At 25.7% G+C, this 16,897-nt stretch carries 18 protein-coding genes; 16 read left to right on the top strand and 2 right to left on the bottom strand.

Translation table 11 applies throughout. From position 1 onward, the window contains the following. Positions 1-230 precede the first annotated feature (230 nt). The 3 genes from H8923_RS08420 to H8923_RS08410 all read left to right on the top strand — a co-directional run bounded on the left by H8923_RS08420 (position 231) and on the right by H8923_RS08410 (position 3,181). Positions 231-680, top strand: coding sequence for a MarR family winged helix-turn-helix transcriptional regulator (locus H8923_RS08420; protein ID WP_153971796.1), 450 nt, complete (start codon positions 231-233; stop codon positions 678-680). Further along, on the top strand, positions 680-1,762 hold the full coding sequence (locus H8923_RS08415; protein WP_153971797.1) for an FUSC family protein: 1,083 nt from the start codon (positions 680-682) through the stop codon (positions 1,760-1,762). Before H8923_RS08420 ends, H8923_RS08415 begins: the two co-directional genes overlap by 1 nt. 303 nt (positions 1,763-2,065) lie before the next feature. Further along, entirely contained in the window at positions 2,066-3,181 is a 1,116-nt protein-coding gene (locus H8923_RS08410; protein ID WP_187127886.1) for a C40 family peptidase, read from the top strand. 39 nt (positions 3,182-3,220) lie between these two features. Here H8923_RS08410 and H8923_RS08405 read toward each other — a convergent pair whose 3' ends face one another. Next, positions 3,221-3,871 (bottom strand): YdcF family protein, encoded by a 651-nt coding sequence (locus tag H8923_RS08405; protein ID WP_153971331.1) that lies wholly within the window; start codon positions 3,869-3,871, stop codon positions 3,221-3,223. Between the two features lie 12 nt (positions 3,872-3,883). Continuing rightward, complete coding sequence (locus tag H8923_RS08400) at positions 3,884-4,495, bottom strand: cyclase family protein (protein ID WP_153971330.1); 612 nt, start codon at positions 4,493-4,495, stop codon at positions 3,884-3,886. Positions 4,496-4,725: 230 nt separating this feature from the next. Between H8923_RS08400 and H8923_RS08395 the strand changes: the two genes are divergently transcribed. The 13 genes from H8923_RS08395 to H8923_RS08340 all read left to right on the top strand — a co-directional run bounded on the left by H8923_RS08395 (position 4,726) and on the right by H8923_RS08340 (position 16,887). Further along, positions 4,726-5,145: a hypothetical protein gene (locus H8923_RS08395; RefSeq protein ID WP_153971329.1), complete on the top strand. Its 420-nt coding sequence runs from the start codon at positions 4,726-4,728 to the stop codon at positions 5,143-5,145. A gap of 127 nt (positions 5,146-5,272) precedes the next feature. Continuing rightward, the gene (locus tag H8923_RS08390) at positions 5,273-6,394 is read left to right on the top strand and encodes an AI-2E family transporter (RefSeq protein WP_153971328.1); all 1,122 of its coding nucleotides are present in this window, start codon (positions 5,273-5,275) and stop codon (positions 6,392-6,394) included. Between the two features lie 235 nt (positions 6,395-6,629). Beyond that, on the top strand, positions 6,630-7,868 hold the full coding sequence (locus tag H8923_RS17335; RefSeq protein ID WP_317982825.1) for a ligand-binding sensor domain-containing protein: 1,239 nt from the start codon (positions 6,630-6,632) through the stop codon (positions 7,866-7,868). Then, a complete protein-coding gene (locus H8923_RS17330; protein ID WP_243139922.1) occupies positions 7,852-9,915 on the top strand; it encodes a sensor histidine kinase in 2,064 nt (687 codons plus the stop codon). The genes H8923_RS17335 and H8923_RS17330 overlap by 17 nt, the downstream gene beginning before the upstream one ends. A 181-nt stretch (positions 9,916-10,096) precedes the next feature. Next, the gene (locus tag H8923_RS08380; RefSeq protein ID WP_153971327.1) at positions 10,097-10,462 is read left to right on the top strand and encodes a hypothetical protein; all 366 of its coding nucleotides are present in this window, start codon (positions 10,097-10,099) and stop codon (positions 10,460-10,462) included. A 155-nt stretch (positions 10,463-10,617) separates the two neighbouring features. Then, positions 10,618-11,103 carry a flavodoxin family protein gene (locus H8923_RS08375; RefSeq protein WP_153971326.1) on the top strand — a complete coding sequence of 162 codons (486 nt, stop codon included), beginning with the start codon at positions 10,618-10,620 and terminating at the stop codon, positions 11,101-11,103. Positions 11,104-11,321: 218 nt separating this feature from the next. Beyond that, positions 11,322-12,449, top strand: coding sequence for an aldo/keto reductase (locus tag H8923_RS08370; RefSeq protein WP_153971325.1), 1,128 nt, complete (start codon positions 11,322-11,324; stop codon positions 12,447-12,449). Positions 12,450-12,555: 106 nt separating this feature from the next. Then, positions 12,556-12,933, top strand: coding sequence for a MerR family transcriptional regulator (locus H8923_RS08365; protein WP_153971324.1), 378 nt, complete (start codon positions 12,556-12,558; stop codon positions 12,931-12,933). 236 nt (positions 12,934-13,169) lie between these two features. Then, positions 13,170-13,667 (top strand): RNA polymerase sigma factor, encoded by a 498-nt coding sequence (locus H8923_RS08360; RefSeq protein WP_153971323.1) that lies wholly within the window; start codon positions 13,170-13,172, stop codon positions 13,665-13,667. Then, entirely contained in the window at positions 13,660-14,199 is a 540-nt protein-coding gene (locus H8923_RS08355; protein WP_153971322.1) for a zf-HC2 domain-containing protein, read from the top strand. Before H8923_RS08360 ends, H8923_RS08355 begins: the two co-directional genes overlap by 8 nt. Before the next feature lies 1 nt (position 14,200). Further along, positions 14,201-15,040, top strand: coding sequence for a YfjL-like protein (locus H8923_RS08350; protein WP_153971321.1), 840 nt, complete (start codon positions 14,201-14,203; stop codon positions 15,038-15,040). A 190-nt stretch (positions 15,041-15,230) separates the two neighbouring features. Continuing rightward, the gene (locus H8923_RS08345) at positions 15,231-16,037 is read left to right on the top strand and encodes a DUF975 family protein (RefSeq protein WP_153971320.1); all 807 of its coding nucleotides are present in this window, start codon (positions 15,231-15,233) and stop codon (positions 16,035-16,037) included. A 229-nt stretch (positions 16,038-16,266) separates the two neighbouring features. Continuing rightward, a complete protein-coding gene (locus H8923_RS08340) occupies positions 16,267-16,887 on the top strand; it encodes a flavodoxin family protein (protein ID WP_153971319.1) in 621 nt (206 codons plus the stop codon). Positions 16,888-16,897 lie beyond the last annotated feature (10 nt).

Here is a 16,897-nt window from a genome sequence, read left to right as displayed (position 1 = left end):
ATAATTATTCTTTTGTAATAAAATTATAATAAAAAAAGGTGAAATCAAATAGATTTCACCTTTTTTTATTATAATTAAATAAATATTATGACAACATCAAAAGAACACACTCAAATATAAGTTGTTTTTGTAGTTTGACATGATATGGTAAAAAAATATATAATATAGTTAACAAAGTAAACTATATTATATATAATAAAAGTAAGAGAATGAAAAAATGGAGATGAAATATGCAAGATACAAATTGGATATATATGATGGAAAAAATGCAAGAGATACATTTATTTAGCAGAACAATGATACATAGAGCTACAAAAGAATATGAAATATCAGCTCAACATCTAGAATTATTATCGCAACTTTTAATACACGAAGATGGAATGACGCCAATGAATCTTAGCAAAATTATGGGGGTAAATAAAACAATTATCAGTAGAATAATAGATTCTTTGAATAAAGGTGGGTATTTAATTAAAGTTCAAGATATTAAAGATAAAAGAAGTTACTCAGTAAAAATTACAGATTTAGGGAAACAATTGATGGATAAGGTATATAAAAACTATCTAGGTCCAATTTATGAATTACGTAGAAGAGTAGGCGATATAGAATTTTTCGAATTAATGACTTATATAGAAAATGCAAATAAAAAAATGAATGAAGATTTGGAGGAGATATTCTAATGACTTTTTATCAAGCAATGCAAGTTGGTGCAAATGTAATGAAACCTTTGATTAAAGACACTAAAGACAAAAAGTTAAGACAAAAATATATTACAGCCTTTATTTTTAAAAATATATTATGTCTTATATTTTGTATTCTCGTTGTGAGTAGTTTTGGTAAATTATTTGGAAACGAAAATAGTATAGTTGGCGTTGTAACTATTTTAGGCGTATTGACTTTTAGATTTTCCAATATAGATTTTGATGTTAAACAATCAGCATTCACTTTATTTGGTGTGTTTTGTATTTTTATGGTTGGCCCTTATACAGCAAATCTAGTAGGACCGATATCAAGAAGTATTATTAATTTTATTTTTATAATGACAATACTTATATTGACTTGCCACAACGAAGTGCTTTCTAATCAATCTATACTTATACTATCATATTTGATTTTATATGGGTATGAAACAAATGATATGAATGTGTTAATAAATCGTGTAATAGCATTAGCACTAGGAGGTATTATTGTAGCAAGTATTTTTTATATTAAACAAAGAAACGTAAAATTTGAAAACAAATTTTCTGATATTATTAGAGACGTAAATTTAAGCAATGATAGAACTAAGTGGCAATTAAAACTTGCTGTTGGTATTTGTTCATCTATGCTGATAGGAGATTTATTACATTTTCCTAAAACGATGTGGATAGGAATTGCATGTATGTCAATAATTCAGCCAAATAAAGAATTAGTAGAATTCCGTTTTAAAAATAGGATTTTATTTACTATTTTAGGATGTTTACTCTATTTTATTATCTATTCTTTTATCCCAGATGGATTTAAAAGTTTGCTAGGTATGCTTGGAGGAATAATGGTGGGGTTCTCAGCTACTTATCAATGGCAAGTTATATTTAATTCATTTGGTGGATTAACATCAGCGGTACCAGCTTTAGGATTAGAAGGTGCTTTAATTACTCGTTTACTTAATGGGTGTTTTGGTTCTATATACAGTAGAGTTTATGATAGAATATTTGATATAATTCATGAAAAAATTATATCTAGAAATCAAATCGAACAAGTTACTACAAATGGAGAGATTTAATAGCTTATAATATTTAAAGTTTATATTAGAAAAACACCTTTAAGTAGTTGAATCTTAAAGGTGTTTTTAGTTAAACAAAACTTATTAATTAATTTTATGTAAAATATTAAATAAATGTAAAGAGTAAAATAAAGATAAATGTAAATAAATGGAAAATATTATCAGATAATGTAACTTTTTTGTAACTTTTTTATAAAATCTATTTACATTGTTGAATTTTTCATATAAAGTTACATATATGGTATATATTATCAATATACCAATTTTTTATCATAATAAATAAAAAATGGGAGAAATTGAGTAATGAATAAGAAAGTAATAATGTCATTAGGTTTAAGTGCGGCTGCCTTATCTCTAAGCACTATAGATGCAAGTGCAGCGCAAACTGCAACAGTAACTACAGATGTATTGAATGTAAGAAGCGGTGCAGGAACAAATTATTCTATAATGTCAAAAGTATACAAAGGTGATGCTCTTGAAGTAGTAGGAAGTTCAAATGGATGGTATAATGTAAAGTTATCAAATGGAAAAATAGGATGGGTAAGTGGAGATTATTTAAGTATAAGTGGTTCTTCTACTAACACAGAAAGTAAAAAAGGAACAGTAACTACAGATACATTAAATGTAAGAAGTGGAGCAGGAACAAGCTATTCTGTAATATCAAAAGTACACAAGGGTGATACTGTAAATATAGTAGGAAGTTCAAATGGATGGTATAAAATAGAATTATCAAATGGAAAAACAGGATGGGTAAGTGCAGACTATGTAAGTGTAGGAAGTTCATCAAATAATTCTAATAATACAGCAACAGAAAATAAAAAAGGAACAGTAACTACAGATACATTAAATGTAAGAAGTGGAGCAGGAACAAGCTATTCTGTAATATCAAAAGTACACAAGGGTGATACTGTAAATATAGTAGGAAGTTCAAATGGATGGTATAAAATAGAATTATCAAATGGAAAAACAGGATGGGTAAGTGCAGACTATGTAAGTGTAGGAAGTTCATCAAACAATTCTAATAGTTCAAGCTCTACAACTACAAATAAAGCTCAAGCTATTGTTGATTTAGCGACTAAGCAAATTGGAAAGCCATATGTTTGGGGAGCTGAAGGTCCAAGCTCTTTTGATTGTTCAGGGCTTACATATTATGTATTTAAAAATGCTGTAGGTATATCATTACCAAGAACATCTACTGAACAATCGAAAACTGGTACAACAGTAAGTAAATCTAATTTACAACCAGGAGATTTAATATTCTCCAGTACAAATGGAACTGGAAATGTAAGCCATGTTGGTATTTATATAGGAAATAATGAAATGATTCACGCCCCTAAGCCTGGAGATGTAGTTAAGAAAACTAAAATAAATAACTCTTATTGGGATAATGCTTATTTATGGTCTAAGAGATATATATAATAAAAAAAGAGAATTAGAGTAATCTAATTCTCTTTTTTATTATATGCATAAATGCTTATTATAATTTAAGTCAATTAACTTATTATAAGCTACCCATACTTTATAAGGTATTTCTTGTTCAATTTGAAATCCATTTTTGGCATATAAAAAAATTCTTTGTAAATCTCCTACCATAATACTTATAAATTCATCCTTAGAGATTTCGCCATTAGAATAAAAATTACAATATTCTTCATAAGTAAATTTTGGTGAAGTTACAATAAAACTTATCTCAGGCCATTGTTTTTTCAGAGTGGCGAAGGTTCTTCTTTCTCTATAAGGTTTATCAACAACTATAAAGGATGTAGGACAAAGGTCCATATTCTTTAATAATTCTTTAGTTTTACTAATATTTTCACCCGTGTTACTAGCCTTATTTTCAATAATAATTTTATCTTTAGGTACACCCATATTTATTGCAATTTGTGCAAATTTATCAGCTTCTGTTATATTCCATAAGTTTTTAGTGACCCTACCATAACCACCAGTAAAAATAATCGTATTGGCATATCCATCTAAGAGAAGTTGGGCGCATCTTTTCGCAACGTGTAAGTCATGGCTGCCAAATCCTAATATAATATCAGATTTTTTTACATCTTCATTTAGTTTATGATAATCCCAAAGGATTTTTCCGTAGTAATCAATATTCATAGTATATCCTTATTAAAACTCAACCAGAACTCTAGCCGGTTGAGCATCAATACCTTCAACTTTTATTGGCAAACAATACACTTTAAAGTCTTTAGTAGGTATATTTTTAAAATTACATAGATTTTCTATTCCATAGATTTTATTTTTAGCTAAATAATCATCTATAACACCATGGTTTCTTTTAAGCCCTAATCCTAATGTGTCTATGCCAATCATATTAACTTTTTTATTTACTAAATACTCCATTACTTCTATAGATATCTCAGGATGATTTGCATACTTTTCCTCGTCATCTAAGTACTTATCCCAATTTGTTTGAAAGAATACATAAATATTTTCTTTAACTAAAGATAAATCTAAATCATTTAAATTGATTGGTCTATCTGTAATATTAGATACATCAAATTTAATTCCTTCTCCTATTAACCTTTCATTTTCTATTACTATATCTTTTCCCATCACATCTATATGAGTCCCCATGTTATGTATATCGCAAGAAAAATGTGTAGTTGTATATTCACGACCACTTCTAGAATAACGATTTACGCTATTAACTTCTAAAGGCTTAGAGCCAGCCCTATACTCTTTTCCAATTTTAGTTATTTGTGTTATATCTACTATCATCTAATATATGCCTTTCTAATTATTATTGATTTTATGTTATATAATATCATTATTTACATATTAAAAATAGGATAAAATAATAATTTTTTAGGATATTTTTAGAGGCAATAATTTATAAAATTTATACAAGAGTGTATTAATAAAAAGTGAATATGATAAACCAATTAACAAAATATGATCTTTGAGAACATATAATGTAGGAAGAAGATAATAGGGGGAGTGGAGTTAGGATGAAGTTATTAATAAAAAAAGATAAAATAGAAAAGTATTCTGAAAGTCAGATGCATGAATATTATTACATAGAGGGATTACCTAAGAACATCGAGTGTAAATTTAAAGTTATTTATGGGTATAACTATAGAAATTTTAATATATCTCCTAATGAATATTATCAAACTTTTGTAGATATAGATAATGATAGTCTATTTATATCATTGTGGTATGATAATTTCTATATAAATTGCTATAGACAAGAATACTTTGAAGAGATTATAAAAGTTATAATAGAGTATATTAAAGAAAAGTTTATCGATTATAATATATATTTTTATGATATGCCTAATGATTTAGAAAGAAAAATAATAGAGAAATATACACAACCGATACATATAGGGAAATATAAAGCTATTATTTACTTACTAAATAAATAATTTTAAATAATAAAAAAGAGTAATAAATTTAGATGAACTTCTTAATTTACTACTCTTTTTTAGATATATAATTTTACAAACTAGGAAGAATATATAGTATGAAAGTAGTTTATGATAGGAGGTAATAATGAATAAACTAAAAAATCAATTTATACTATCAACATATATAATGATATTTCTTTTATTTATAATAAAACCAATGTTAATTCCTAATATAATAAGTAAAATATTAACAGCTTTTAAACCATTTATAATAGGTGGAGTAATAGCGTTTTTAGTTAATATACCTATGAGAATAATAGAAGAGAAATTAATTAGACCTTTATTAAAGAAAAATAAGAAACTTGAAAGTTTATCTAGAATAATCGCTTTAACATGTACACTAATAATAGTATCTATTATTATAACCGTGTTTATAAACTATGTAGCTCCGCAGCTTATTAATAGTGTAACTACTTTAGCTAATAGCATACCAGAATACGTAACTTTAGTACAAAATTTTGTAATAGAAAGAATGGATAAACTAAACATACAAAATGAAATCAAAATAGATGTACCTTTAATGATACAAAAATCAATATCTTATATTGGTAACTTAATGAATACGTTCATATCGAATTTATTTAATTTTACACTAGGTATTACAAATTTCTTTATTAATTTTTTCTTAGGAATAATAATTGCTGTTTATATGTTACTTAGTAAGGAAAAACTATCAATGCAATTTAAAAAAGTTGTATATGCTTTATTTAATGAAAAGATATATGAAAGAATAATATATGTTTTGAGTTTAACTCATCAAAAATTTTCTAGGTTTATATTAGGTCAATCAACAGATGGGTTAATACTTGGGACAACATTTTTTATAGTTTTTACATTAGTAAAAATACCATACGCTCTTCTTATAAGCATATTAATACCTATACTTAATTTTATACCTATATTTGGGACTTATTTAGGTATATTAATATCAGCATTTATTATACTTATGGTAAAACCTTCAGCAGTTATCTTATTTTTAATATTAATTTTTACAATACAACAATTAGATGGAAAGTTTGTATATCCAATAGTAGTTGGAAATTCATTGGGGCTTCCTTCTTTATGGATATTACTTGCGATTATTGTTGGCGGAAATCTTTTTGGAATTATTGGTATGGTAGTAGGAATGCCTCTTGTTAGTGTTATTTACGAGTTATTTGGAGAATATATTAATAAAAAAATACAAGGTAAAATACCTAAAAAATAGAATGTATTTTACAACTAAAATAGATATAATATATATATTTTTAATTTATTGTATAAAGGCCTATTTTGATTAAGTATTGAAGTAGGTCTTTTACTATAAAAATAATAAATTTACTTATATTAAAAATACCAGAAAGAGTTAAATATTATTGAAAACACTGGGTAAATATATTATATTATAAAATATAGTGATAAATATTTGAAAAATATGTAAAAAATTATAAAGAGGTAAGAGAGTGATAAGAAATAGGAAGTCAAAATTGGTAATAGTGACAATAATATCATGTATTCTAATAAGCATTTCTTCAATGACCATTAAAGTATCAGCAAGTGAATTAAGTGATGCAAAATATGAAAAATTATCTATAGATGAAGGGCTTTCAAATGAGAATGTAACAACAATTTTTCAAGATAGTAAAGGTTATATGTGGATAGGAACGTCAGACGGTCTTAATAGATATGACGGAGAATATATAAAAATATACAACTGTGATATTAATTATGAAAATAGTCTAAGTTCAACTTATATAACTGCTTTATCAGAAGATGATTATGGGAATATATGGATTGGAACTGACCGTGGCTTAAATATTTTAAATAAAGATACAGGTCAGGTAATAAGACTAAACGATATAGAATCAGATAATCATAATTTGGGTGGATTAGAAATAACATCTTTATTATATAGTGAACATGAAGATAACATAATGTGGGTTGGAACTGAAAATGGATTAATGAAAATAGATGTTAAAAAATCGAAACTTAAAGCCTTTTATCATGAAAAAGGTAATGAAAATTCATTAACTAATTCATCTATAACATGTTTGGAGGAAAATGAGCAAGGATCAATATGGGTTGGAACAAGGTATGGTATAAATGTAATACATAACGATTTGATCATTGATAAAGATAACTTAAAAATATATGATGATAAACAATATATATATAATATAGAAATAGATAATTTAGGCTATGCTTGGCTTTCTAGCAAGAGAGGAATACTTGTGTATCAGATGTATGAGTCATCAGATATAGTATGGATTATTGATAAAGGTGGAATAAAGGAATATTCTAAAAAAGAAAAAGATATAATAAATTCTTATGATAGCAAAATTAAAAACTATATTGATAATAATAACTTTATCTTTAATGATAGTAAAAATAATATATGGATATCTAGTAGTAGTGGAATAGTAAGATATACTCATGATACAAACGATTTTGAATTATTATCCAGAGACATAAATAAAAAAGATACATTAAGTAGTAACTCTATATCATGTTTTTATGAAGATCGTAATGGGACAATGTGGATAGGTACTGATAAAGGTGTAAACATATTAAATAATAATAATCAATTTAAGTCTACTAATGTAAATGAAAATGTATACATTAGCGATAAAAATATAGTTTCTATTTTGGAACATGACAAATTTTTGTGGATAGCTACTAAATCTAATGGAGTATATATATAACAAAAATGGTGAATTAGAAAAACATTTATATGAAATTAGTGATACTTTAAGTTTAAATGATAAATATATAAAAGGTTTATTTAAAGCTGATAATAGGTATATAGTTATTAGTACTAATAAGGATATAATAGTATTCGATTCAATAAATTTTATAGTCCATAAAGAGATAATTAAGGATGGATATTCATCTGAACTAAATTACTTGTATGATGATGGAGAAGATATTTGGCTAGCATCTTGTAATGATTTTTATAGTTTTAATAAGAATTCTAAAGAAATAATATATTATAGTAATCATTTAAAAGAACTTGATATAAATCCTGGTCGTGTAACATACATTTTGCAGGATAAAAATAATAAAAATATTATTTGGCTAGGTGGAATTGATATAGGAATAGTTAAATATCATAAGAAAAATGGTGTAATAAATCAATATAAAAGTGATTATTTAAATAAAGACTCTTTGATCAATAATTATATAAATAGTATGATATTTGATAATTCAGGAAACTTATGGGTAGGAACTAATATTGGTTTAAGTAAATTTAACATAAAATCGGAAAGTTTTAGTTCATATACTACTGCAGATGGTTTAAGTAATAATTTTATAAATTCAATAATAATAGATAATAGTGGAAATATTTGGATAAGCACTAATAAAGGATTAAATAAATTTGATATAGAAAAACAAGAATTTATATACTTTGCTAAAATGGACGGCTTAAATGGCTATCAATTTAATTTAAATGCTAGCTTATTATGTAAGAATGGATATATTTTTTTTGGTAGTACAAATGGACTAATTTATTTTAAACCAGAAGATATAGTCAATCCTACAAAATACAAAGAAAAAGTCGTTATTGGGGATATATATATTAGAAAAGAAAAGGTAGCTTATGATGGAAAAGAATTAGTTTTAGAATACAATAATAATGATTTAATAATAGATTATTTTTTACCTAATTATCAAAATCTAAATTATGTGACCTATGATTATATGATCGAAGGAATTGACTCAGAGTGGAAACATATAGGCAGTAGGAATTTTTTAGATATAAAATCTTTAGAATCAGGAAAATATACTTTAAAGTTAAGAGCTAGAGACGGACATGGTAATTTAACTGATGAAACAACTATGAATATTAAAGTCAAACCACCAATTTGGAAGACACCAATAGCGTACATAATATATACTATTATAATAGTTCTAGTAACGTATTATATAATTAATTATGTAAAAATATTACAGAATTTAGTAGATCAAAAAACAATTAAGTTAAATAAGCAACTAGAAGAAAATAAAAAATTAAGTGAAGAAATAATAGACAAAGAGAAAATTAAAAATAATTACTTTGTAAATTTATCTCATGAACTTAGGACGCCTATAAATATCATAGTATCTACAGTGCAGTTGATAAATACCTTTACTAAAGATAAGGTTCTTTCACAAGAAAAAAACAATGAATATATGAGTATAATAAGTAAAAGTTGCGATAATTTATTAAAAATAATTGGTGATATTATAGATAGCTCTAAGATAGAAACAGGAGAATATAAAATTAATAAGGAAGATAATGATATAGTATATTTAGTTGAAGAAACTGCACTTAATATGAGTAAGTTTATAGAAAAAAAAGGAATATCTTTATTAATTGATCCAGATATGGAAGAAAAGATTATTTCTTGTGATTCTACTGAAATAGAACGATGTATAATAAATTTATTAGGTAATGCAGTTAAATTTACTCCTGAAGGTGGAGAAATAAGAGTATATATAAAAGAAATTAAAAAATATATAGAAATAAGTGTTGAAGACACTGGTATAGGAATATCAGAGGAAGATCAAGATTTTATATTTAAAAGGTTTTCCCAAGTTGAAGGCACAGGTGCTACTAGAGCGAGTAGTAGTGGAATAGGTCTAACTCTTGTTAAGAGTATAGCAGAACTTCATGGAGGGTATGTAAGACTTGAAAGTGAACTTAATAAGGGTAGTATATTTACAATAGGTCTTCCTAATATAGTTGAAGGTTTCATTTATAATGAATAGGAAAATAAGCTAAATGAAGTAATTTCATTTAGCTTATTTTTGTTTTAAGTAGATTAAACGTAATTGATTAGTTAAATATGTTATAATTATATATTTAATGTAAATAGTGTTATAATTATATATTTAATGTAAATAGTGTTATATATTAGAATTTATAAAAGAAAATTTGAGGTGAACTATTATGGGAACATATACAAAAGAAGAATTATTAGAGGCTCTACAAGTAGTATCTTCAACTATAAGTAATTGCGAAAAAATACATCCAAAATTTGACAGTGGCACATCACAGCATACACTCTTAAAAAATAGGATAAAGGCGTTGTATATTTCAAAATACTTAATAATAGGTGAAAATATTAAAGCTAAATATACAAAAGAAGAGTTAGTAGATGCTTTAAGACCTATAGACTCAATCATCAGTAAAAGTGAAAAAGCACAGCTGAAATTTGTGGAGAGTACTTCGCATTACACACGTTTAAAAAAGATAATAAAATCAATGTATATTTCAAAATTGTTGATAGCTGATGAAATTAGTAAAAGAGATTAGTTTATACTTCTTACATTTTACTTGCAAAAGAAAATATTGAATAAAAGCAACATTCCTTTAATTTGATTTTTAAAATATAAAAAACTTGTTGACTTGGAGTTAACTTAAAGTACTATTATTAAAATGAAGTTATAAAGTGTATTGGGGGAATGAAAATGAGTAAAAAAGTACTAGTGCTATCAGGGAGTCCTAGAAAAAATGGGAACTCAGATATATTATGTGATGAGTTTATAAAAGGAGCAAAAGAGTCAAAACATGATATAGAAAAAATTTTCTTAGGAGATAAAAATATAAACTACTGCATAGGTTGCTATGCTTGTAATAGAAACAATGGTGTTTGTGTTCACAAAGATGATATGGAACAAATTCTAAATAAAATGATAAATACAGATGTAATAGTAATTGCAACACCAGTTTATTTTTATACAATGGATGCACAAGTTAAGACTTTAATAGATAGAACTGTGGCAAGATACATGGAAATTAAAGATAAAGATTTTTATTTTATTGCTACAGCAGCAGTAAATAACAAAGCAATGTTAGAGAAAACTTTTGATGGATTTATAGGTTTTTTAGATTGTTTACCAGGTGCAAAAGAAAAAGGAAGAATATATGGAACTAGTGCTTGGGAAAAAGGCTAAGTAAAATATACTAAAGCTATGAAAGAAGCTTATGATATGGGAAAATCTATTTAGATAATAAATTACTTTTAGATAATTAGCATGATTAAAAATTATGCTAATTATTTTTTCTATTAGAAAAAATTGTTGACTTGGAGCTAGCTCTAAGTAGTATTATTAAGTTATGAGAGTTTAACAAAAAATAGCAATAAGAGGATTTATTTGGAGGAGGGGTTATAATGGGATTAAAAAAGCTAGGATTTGGATTTATGCGTTTACCACTTTTAGATGTAAATGATCAGAGTAAAATTGATTTTGAACAATTAAATAAAATGGTAGATATATTTTTAGATAGAGGTTTTACTTACTTTGATACAGCTTACATGTATCACAATTTTACAAGTGAAATAGCATTAAGAGAATCTTTAGTTAAGCGTCATAAAAGGGATACTTATACTGTAGCAACAAAGTTACCAACAATGTTTTTAAAGAAAGAAGAGGATTTAGAAAGACTTTTCAATGAACAATTAGAAAAGACTGGTCTTGAATATTTTGATTATTATCTTCTTCATAACTTAGGCGTTTCACATTATGAAATTGCTAAAAAATTCAATGCTTTTGAATTTATACAAAGTAAAAAAGACGAAGGAAAAGTAAAACAAATCGGTTTTTCATATCATGATAATGCAGAATTGTTAGATGAAATACTTGCTACACATCCAGAAGTTGATTTTGTCCAATTGCAAATTAACTATATTGATTGGGATAATGAGAGTATACAATCTAGAAAATGCTATGAAGTAGCTACAAAACACAATAAACCAGTTATAGTTATGGAGCCGGTTAAAGGTGGAACTCTTGCTAATGTACCAAAAGAAGCTGAAGGGTTATTTAAAGAATATAATAAAGATATGTCAATACCATCTTGGGCAATTAGATTTGCAGCAAGTCATGATAATGTAATGATGGTACTTAGTGGTATGTCTTCAATGGAACAATTATTAGATAATACATCATATATGAAAGACTTTAGCCCTTTAAATAAAGAAGAACAAAATATTATTAATGAAGTAGTTGAAATTATAAATAAATCGATTGTAGTTCCATGTACAGCTTGTCAATATTGTGTTGAAGGATGCCCAAAAAACATTGCAATACCAGATTATTTTGCATTATATAATGCGGAAAAGCAAACAACAAGTGAAGGATTTTCAACTCAAGGAGTATATTATGGAAACCTTACCCAAAGTTATGGTAAGGCATCTGATTGTATTGAATGTAAAAAATGTGAAAAAAGCTGTCCACAGCATATAGACATTACTAAACATTTAAAAGATGTAGCAAAAACATTTGAATTACAAAAATAATTAAAGTTATTATATCATTTTTAAATGAAATAACAATATAAGTAATAACTAAATATGAAATAAGATATTTAGCTTTGTGACTATTCAACAAAGGGAGATGAATTTAATGACAATAACGGAAGTAAGTAAAAGATATGAACTTACTGCTGATACAATAAGATATTACGAAAGAATAGGATTGATTCCACGTGTAAATAGAAATAAAAGTGGTATTAGAGATTTTACAGAAGATGACTGTAGATGGGTTGAATTTATAAAATGTATGAGAGGTGCGGGCTTATCTATAGAGATACTAACAGAATATGTAAATCTATTTCAAGAAGGAAGTTCTACCATTAAAGCTAGAAAAGAACTTCTTATAGAACAAAGAAATCAGCTAGCTGATAGAATTAGAGAAATGCAAGAGACTTTAGATAGATTAGATAAAAAAATCGATGGATATGAAGAAATATTTTTAACAAAGGAAGAAGATTTAAAAAGATAATTTGAAATAAATAAGAAACGAATATTGTTAAGGACTGTACTAGATTTGTAAAAATCAAATTTAGCTACAGTCCTTAATTTTTATAAAATGATATTTCTATAATTTATAACAAATATAATTAGTTTCATAGCTTATTTCAATCTGCTATATATTATGATAAATTTAAATTAGAAATAATTTTAAAAAAGTTGTAACAAAATAGATTTTTAAATCACTAATATTGTGAAAGGAGATTTATGTTACTAAAAAAAATATACGAAGAATATAAACAAGATGTATTTAAATATCTTGTAAGCTTAACACATGATACCTCTCTTTCAGAAGATTTAGTGTCTGAAACTTTTTTAGGTGCTTTAAAGTCATTACATAAATTTAAGGGAGAGTCGAGTATTAAAACGTGGCTTTTCTCTATTGCAAGAAATAAGTGGTATGAGTATTTGCGTAAAGAAAAATATAATATATCCATAGATGACTTAGCTTATAATTATATTTTAAGTGAATCAGATTTAGATGATGTTCTTATAAAAAGAGAACTTTATAATAAAATAATTAATTTACTTAAAAGTGAACCACCTAGAACAGAAGATATTATTCTTATGAGGATAAAAGGGTACTCCTATTTTGAAATAGGAAAAAAGCATGATATATCAGAAAGCTCTGCGAGAGTAATAGATTATCGTACTAAAAAGAAGATAAAAGAAATCTTAGTAAAGGAGGGGATAGTATATGAATAAAATCTCATGTGATATTTGTAAAGATTTAATTCCTTTAGTTAAAGATAATGTTGCAAGTGAAGATAGTTATAATTTAGTAAAAAAACATATTGATGAGTGTAATAAGTGCAAAGATTTATTTGATGAAAATATAGAAGTAAATCAAAATATGAATGATGAAAAAGTAATTTCTAAGATTAAAAGTCAGTTAATACTTATAGCTCTTATACTTGTTATTTTGGGATCAGTAATAGGGTTAGGACTTTCAGAAAGTGAAGGAATGTTTTATAATATTTTGATTATGCCTATTATTGGAATTTTAGCTTATTCTGCTCTTAGAAAAAAATCTTATATTGTTTTATTAAGTATGTTTGCATTTATATATTTATATCATCTTATTAAGTATATGATTGATGGAATTTTTGATAAATCACAATTAGTATCATCACTAATGGCACCTTTGTTATGGACTATTTTATATAGTGGACTATGTGCTATTGGTATGTTAATTGCATTTTTGCTTTATATAGCATTTAAAAAGGAGAACAAATAATATGAAGAAATCTATTAAAGTTTTAACAGGATCAATTGCCTTTTTATTAATAGTAGGGATACTTTACTTTGCTAATGGTTTTTTAGGTAATCCTATATCTAAGATGATGGCTAATAATACATCAACAAAATACATAGAAAAAAATTATCCTAATATGGAATTAGAAATATCAAATGCTTATTATAGTTTTAAATCAGGAGACTATTATGTTCAAGTGAAATCTCCAGTTAGTAAAGATACAAACTTCTCGCTTACAATATCTCCTTTTGGAAAATTAATATATGATTCTTATGAATACGATGTAGTTAGTAAATACAATACTTTACATAGGATAGATTACAGTTATAATACTAAAATAAAATCAGTTTTTGAGAGTAAAAATTTTCCGTATAAAAGTGACATTTACTTTGGTGAAATTAGAGACAAGAGTTTAAATGAAGAGGATGAATATTTTTATCCTGATTATGGATTAGATGTAGAAAAATTAGAACTTGATAAGGATTATGATATTAATTCAATAGGAAAAAAAGCAGGTCATATTGTATTTTACACACAAGATGAAGAAGTAAGTATAAAAAAAGCTAGCGAAATATTACTTAATATAAAAGATATTTTAGATAAAGAAAATATATCTTTCTATGCCATAGATTTTACTTTAGAAAAGCCTAGAGATGATGGGATTCCAGATGAAGGTGATATATCCATTTCTGTAGAACAATTTTTATATAGTGATATTTATATGGAAAATATTGAAAAACGTATCATAAAAGCTAGAGAAGATTTAAAAAAATATTATGAGATAGAGGATTCAAAAAAGTTAGAAGGATTAAAAAATCAATAATTTAATATATAAATGAAAACAGGAGTAATATTCTTCTATTTTTTATTAAACAAATAATGCTAAGATAGTATTTATTAATACTAGTTAAATAATAATTGGAATATATACATAGTATTTACAATACTGTAATATTATTTAAGTAAAATTTATAATATAATATTACGTAACAAATAAGCAGGAGGGAGTTTATATGTGGATAAGAAGTGAATTAAAAGAAAAAGGTAAAATAAACTTTAAAAGGTTTTATTGGAAATCTGTCTTAGTATGTTTTATAACTTTACTATTAGGTGGAGGTATAAATAGTAGCGTAGGTAATAATACTTATAACTCAACTATAAATAATAATTATGGTTATGAAGAAAATTACGATGATGAATATTTTGATGAATACTACGATGAAGGATTTATTAGTAATATATTTGAAGGTACAGAGTCATTTTTTTCTGATAGTTTCTTCTTTATGTTTACAGGAATTGCAATAGTCTTTGCTATTCTAGGATTTATTATTAAATTATTAATTGTCTACCCGATAGAAATAGGTAAGAATAATTTTTTTATGGGAATAAGAGAAGGTGAAAAAACTTTAGATAGTCTAATATTTATTTATAAGAGTGGTAATCTTAAAGGCACAATAATAACTATGTTTATAAAAGGATTATTCCAATTTTTATGGTCATTGTTACTTGTTATACCAGGGATAATAAAATCTTACGAATATAGAATGATACCATATATATTAAGTGAAAATCCAGGGATAAGTAGACAAAGAGCCTTTGAAATAAGTAAGCTGATGATGAACGGTAATAAGTGGGATACATTTGTACTAGATTTATCTTTCATAGGATGGGAATTTTTATCTGCACTGACATTTGGTATACTTGGAATATTTTATGTTAATCCGTATGTTCAAGGGACAAATGCAGAGCTATATGCTTATCTTAGAGAAGATGCTTTAAATAAAGGATATGCTAATAGTGATGAATTACTTGGATTTTAAATAATAAAATCTTTCTAGGAAACTAGGAAGATTTTTTATTTATTAAAAAAATCTAATAATACTTACTAAAAAGTGCGTACTTTTAAAATAAAAAATTAAGTAATATACTTTAACTAAGATTAATAGATATTTTTATTAAGGGTATATTTAGGCATTATAAGTTAGTGATAAAAAATCTTATGATCTATAGCTTTAAAAGATAAATTTTAATAAATAAGGGAGAAAAGTTATGAAAGTTTTATTAGTTAATGGAAGTCCAGATAGAAAAGGATGTACTTTTACTGCATTAGAAGAAATAGCAAAAACTTTAGAAGAAAATGGAGTAGAAACTGAAATATTTCAAGTTGGAAATAAACCAATAGCTGGATGTATAGGATGTGGTTCCTGTAGAAAAACTGGGGAATGTTTTATTAAAGACATAGTTAATGAGTTTGTAGAAAAAGCAAAAGCTGCAGATGGATTTATATTTGGCTCACCAGTACATTATGCAGCTGCATCAGGTGCAATAACATCATTTTTAGATAGAGTATTTTATAGTGCAGGAAGATATATGCAGTTTAAGCCAGCCTCAGTTATATGTAGCGCAAGACGTGCTGGTACAACAGCTACTTTAGATCAATTAACTAAGTATCTAACGATTTCAAATATGCCAGTTGTAAGTTCGCAATATTGGAATATGGTACATGGTAATAGTCCAAAAGAAGTAAAGCAAGATTTAGAAGGAATGCAAACAATGAGAGTCTTAGGTAGAAATATGGCTTGGTTAATTAAGTGTATAGAGTTAGGGAAAAATAATAATGTTAATAGGCCTGAGTTAGAAGATAGAGAGATGACTAACTTTATTAATTAAATTATATTTA

The organism is Romboutsia faecis, assembly GCF_014323405.1.
Lineage (GTDB): Bacteria > Bacillota > Clostridia > Peptostreptococcales > Peptostreptococcaceae > Romboutsia_E > Romboutsia_E faecis.
The sequence above is the reverse complement of the archived record's forward strand: the minus strand, read 5'-3'. Positions and strand labels throughout refer to the sequence as shown.

Bases quoted from the DNA above. Each gene is read 5' to 3' on its own strand.
- H8923_RS08420 (WP_153971796.1), top strand. From the start codon at position 231: ATGCAAGATACAAATTGGATATATATGATGGAAAAAATGCAAGAGATA.
- H8923_RS08415 (WP_153971797.1), top strand. From the start codon at position 680: ATGACTTTTTATCAAGCAATGCAAGTTGGTGCAAATGTAATGAAACCT.
- H8923_RS08410 (WP_187127886.1), top strand. From the start codon at position 2,066: ATGAATAAGAAAGTAATAATGTCATTAGGTTTAAGTGCGGCTGCCTTA.
- H8923_RS08405 (WP_153971331.1), bottom strand. From the start codon at position 3,871: ATGAATATTGATTACTACGGAAAAATCCTTTGGGATTATCATAAACTA.
- H8923_RS08400 (WP_153971330.1), bottom strand. From the start codon at position 4,495: ATGATAGTAGATATAACACAAATAACTAAAATTGGAAAAGAGTATAGG.
- H8923_RS08395 (WP_153971329.1), top strand. From the start codon at position 4,726: ATGAAGTTATTAATAAAAAAAGATAAAATAGAAAAGTATTCTGAAAGT.
- H8923_RS08390 (WP_153971328.1), top strand. From the start codon at position 5,273: ATGAATAAACTAAAAAATCAATTTATACTATCAACATATATAATGATA.
- H8923_RS17330 (WP_243139922.1), top strand. From the start codon at position 7,852: ATGGAGTATATATATAACAAAAATGGTGAATTAGAAAAACATTTATAT.
- H8923_RS08380 (WP_153971327.1), top strand. From the start codon at position 10,097: ATGGGAACATATACAAAAGAAGAATTATTAGAGGCTCTACAAGTAGTA.
- H8923_RS08375 (WP_153971326.1), top strand. From the start codon at position 10,618: ATGAGTAAAAAAGTACTAGTGCTATCAGGGAGTCCTAGAAAAAATGGG.
- H8923_RS08370 (WP_153971325.1), top strand. From the start codon at position 11,322: ATGGGATTAAAAAAGCTAGGATTTGGATTTATGCGTTTACCACTTTTA.
- H8923_RS08365 (WP_153971324.1), top strand. From the start codon at position 12,556: ATGACAATAACGGAAGTAAGTAAAAGATATGAACTTACTGCTGATACA.
- H8923_RS08360 (WP_153971323.1), top strand. From the start codon at position 13,170: ATGTTACTAAAAAAAATATACGAAGAATATAAACAAGATGTATTTAAA.
- H8923_RS08355 (WP_153971322.1), top strand. From the start codon at position 13,660: ATGAATAAAATCTCATGTGATATTTGTAAAGATTTAATTCCTTTAGTT.
- H8923_RS08350 (WP_153971321.1), top strand. From the start codon at position 14,201: ATGAAGAAATCTATTAAAGTTTTAACAGGATCAATTGCCTTTTTATTA.
- H8923_RS08345 (WP_153971320.1), top strand. From the start codon at position 15,231: ATGTGGATAAGAAGTGAATTAAAAGAAAAAGGTAAAATAAACTTTAAA.
- H8923_RS08340 (WP_153971319.1), top strand. From the start codon at position 16,267: ATGAAAGTTTTATTAGTTAATGGAAGTCCAGATAGAAAAGGATGTACT.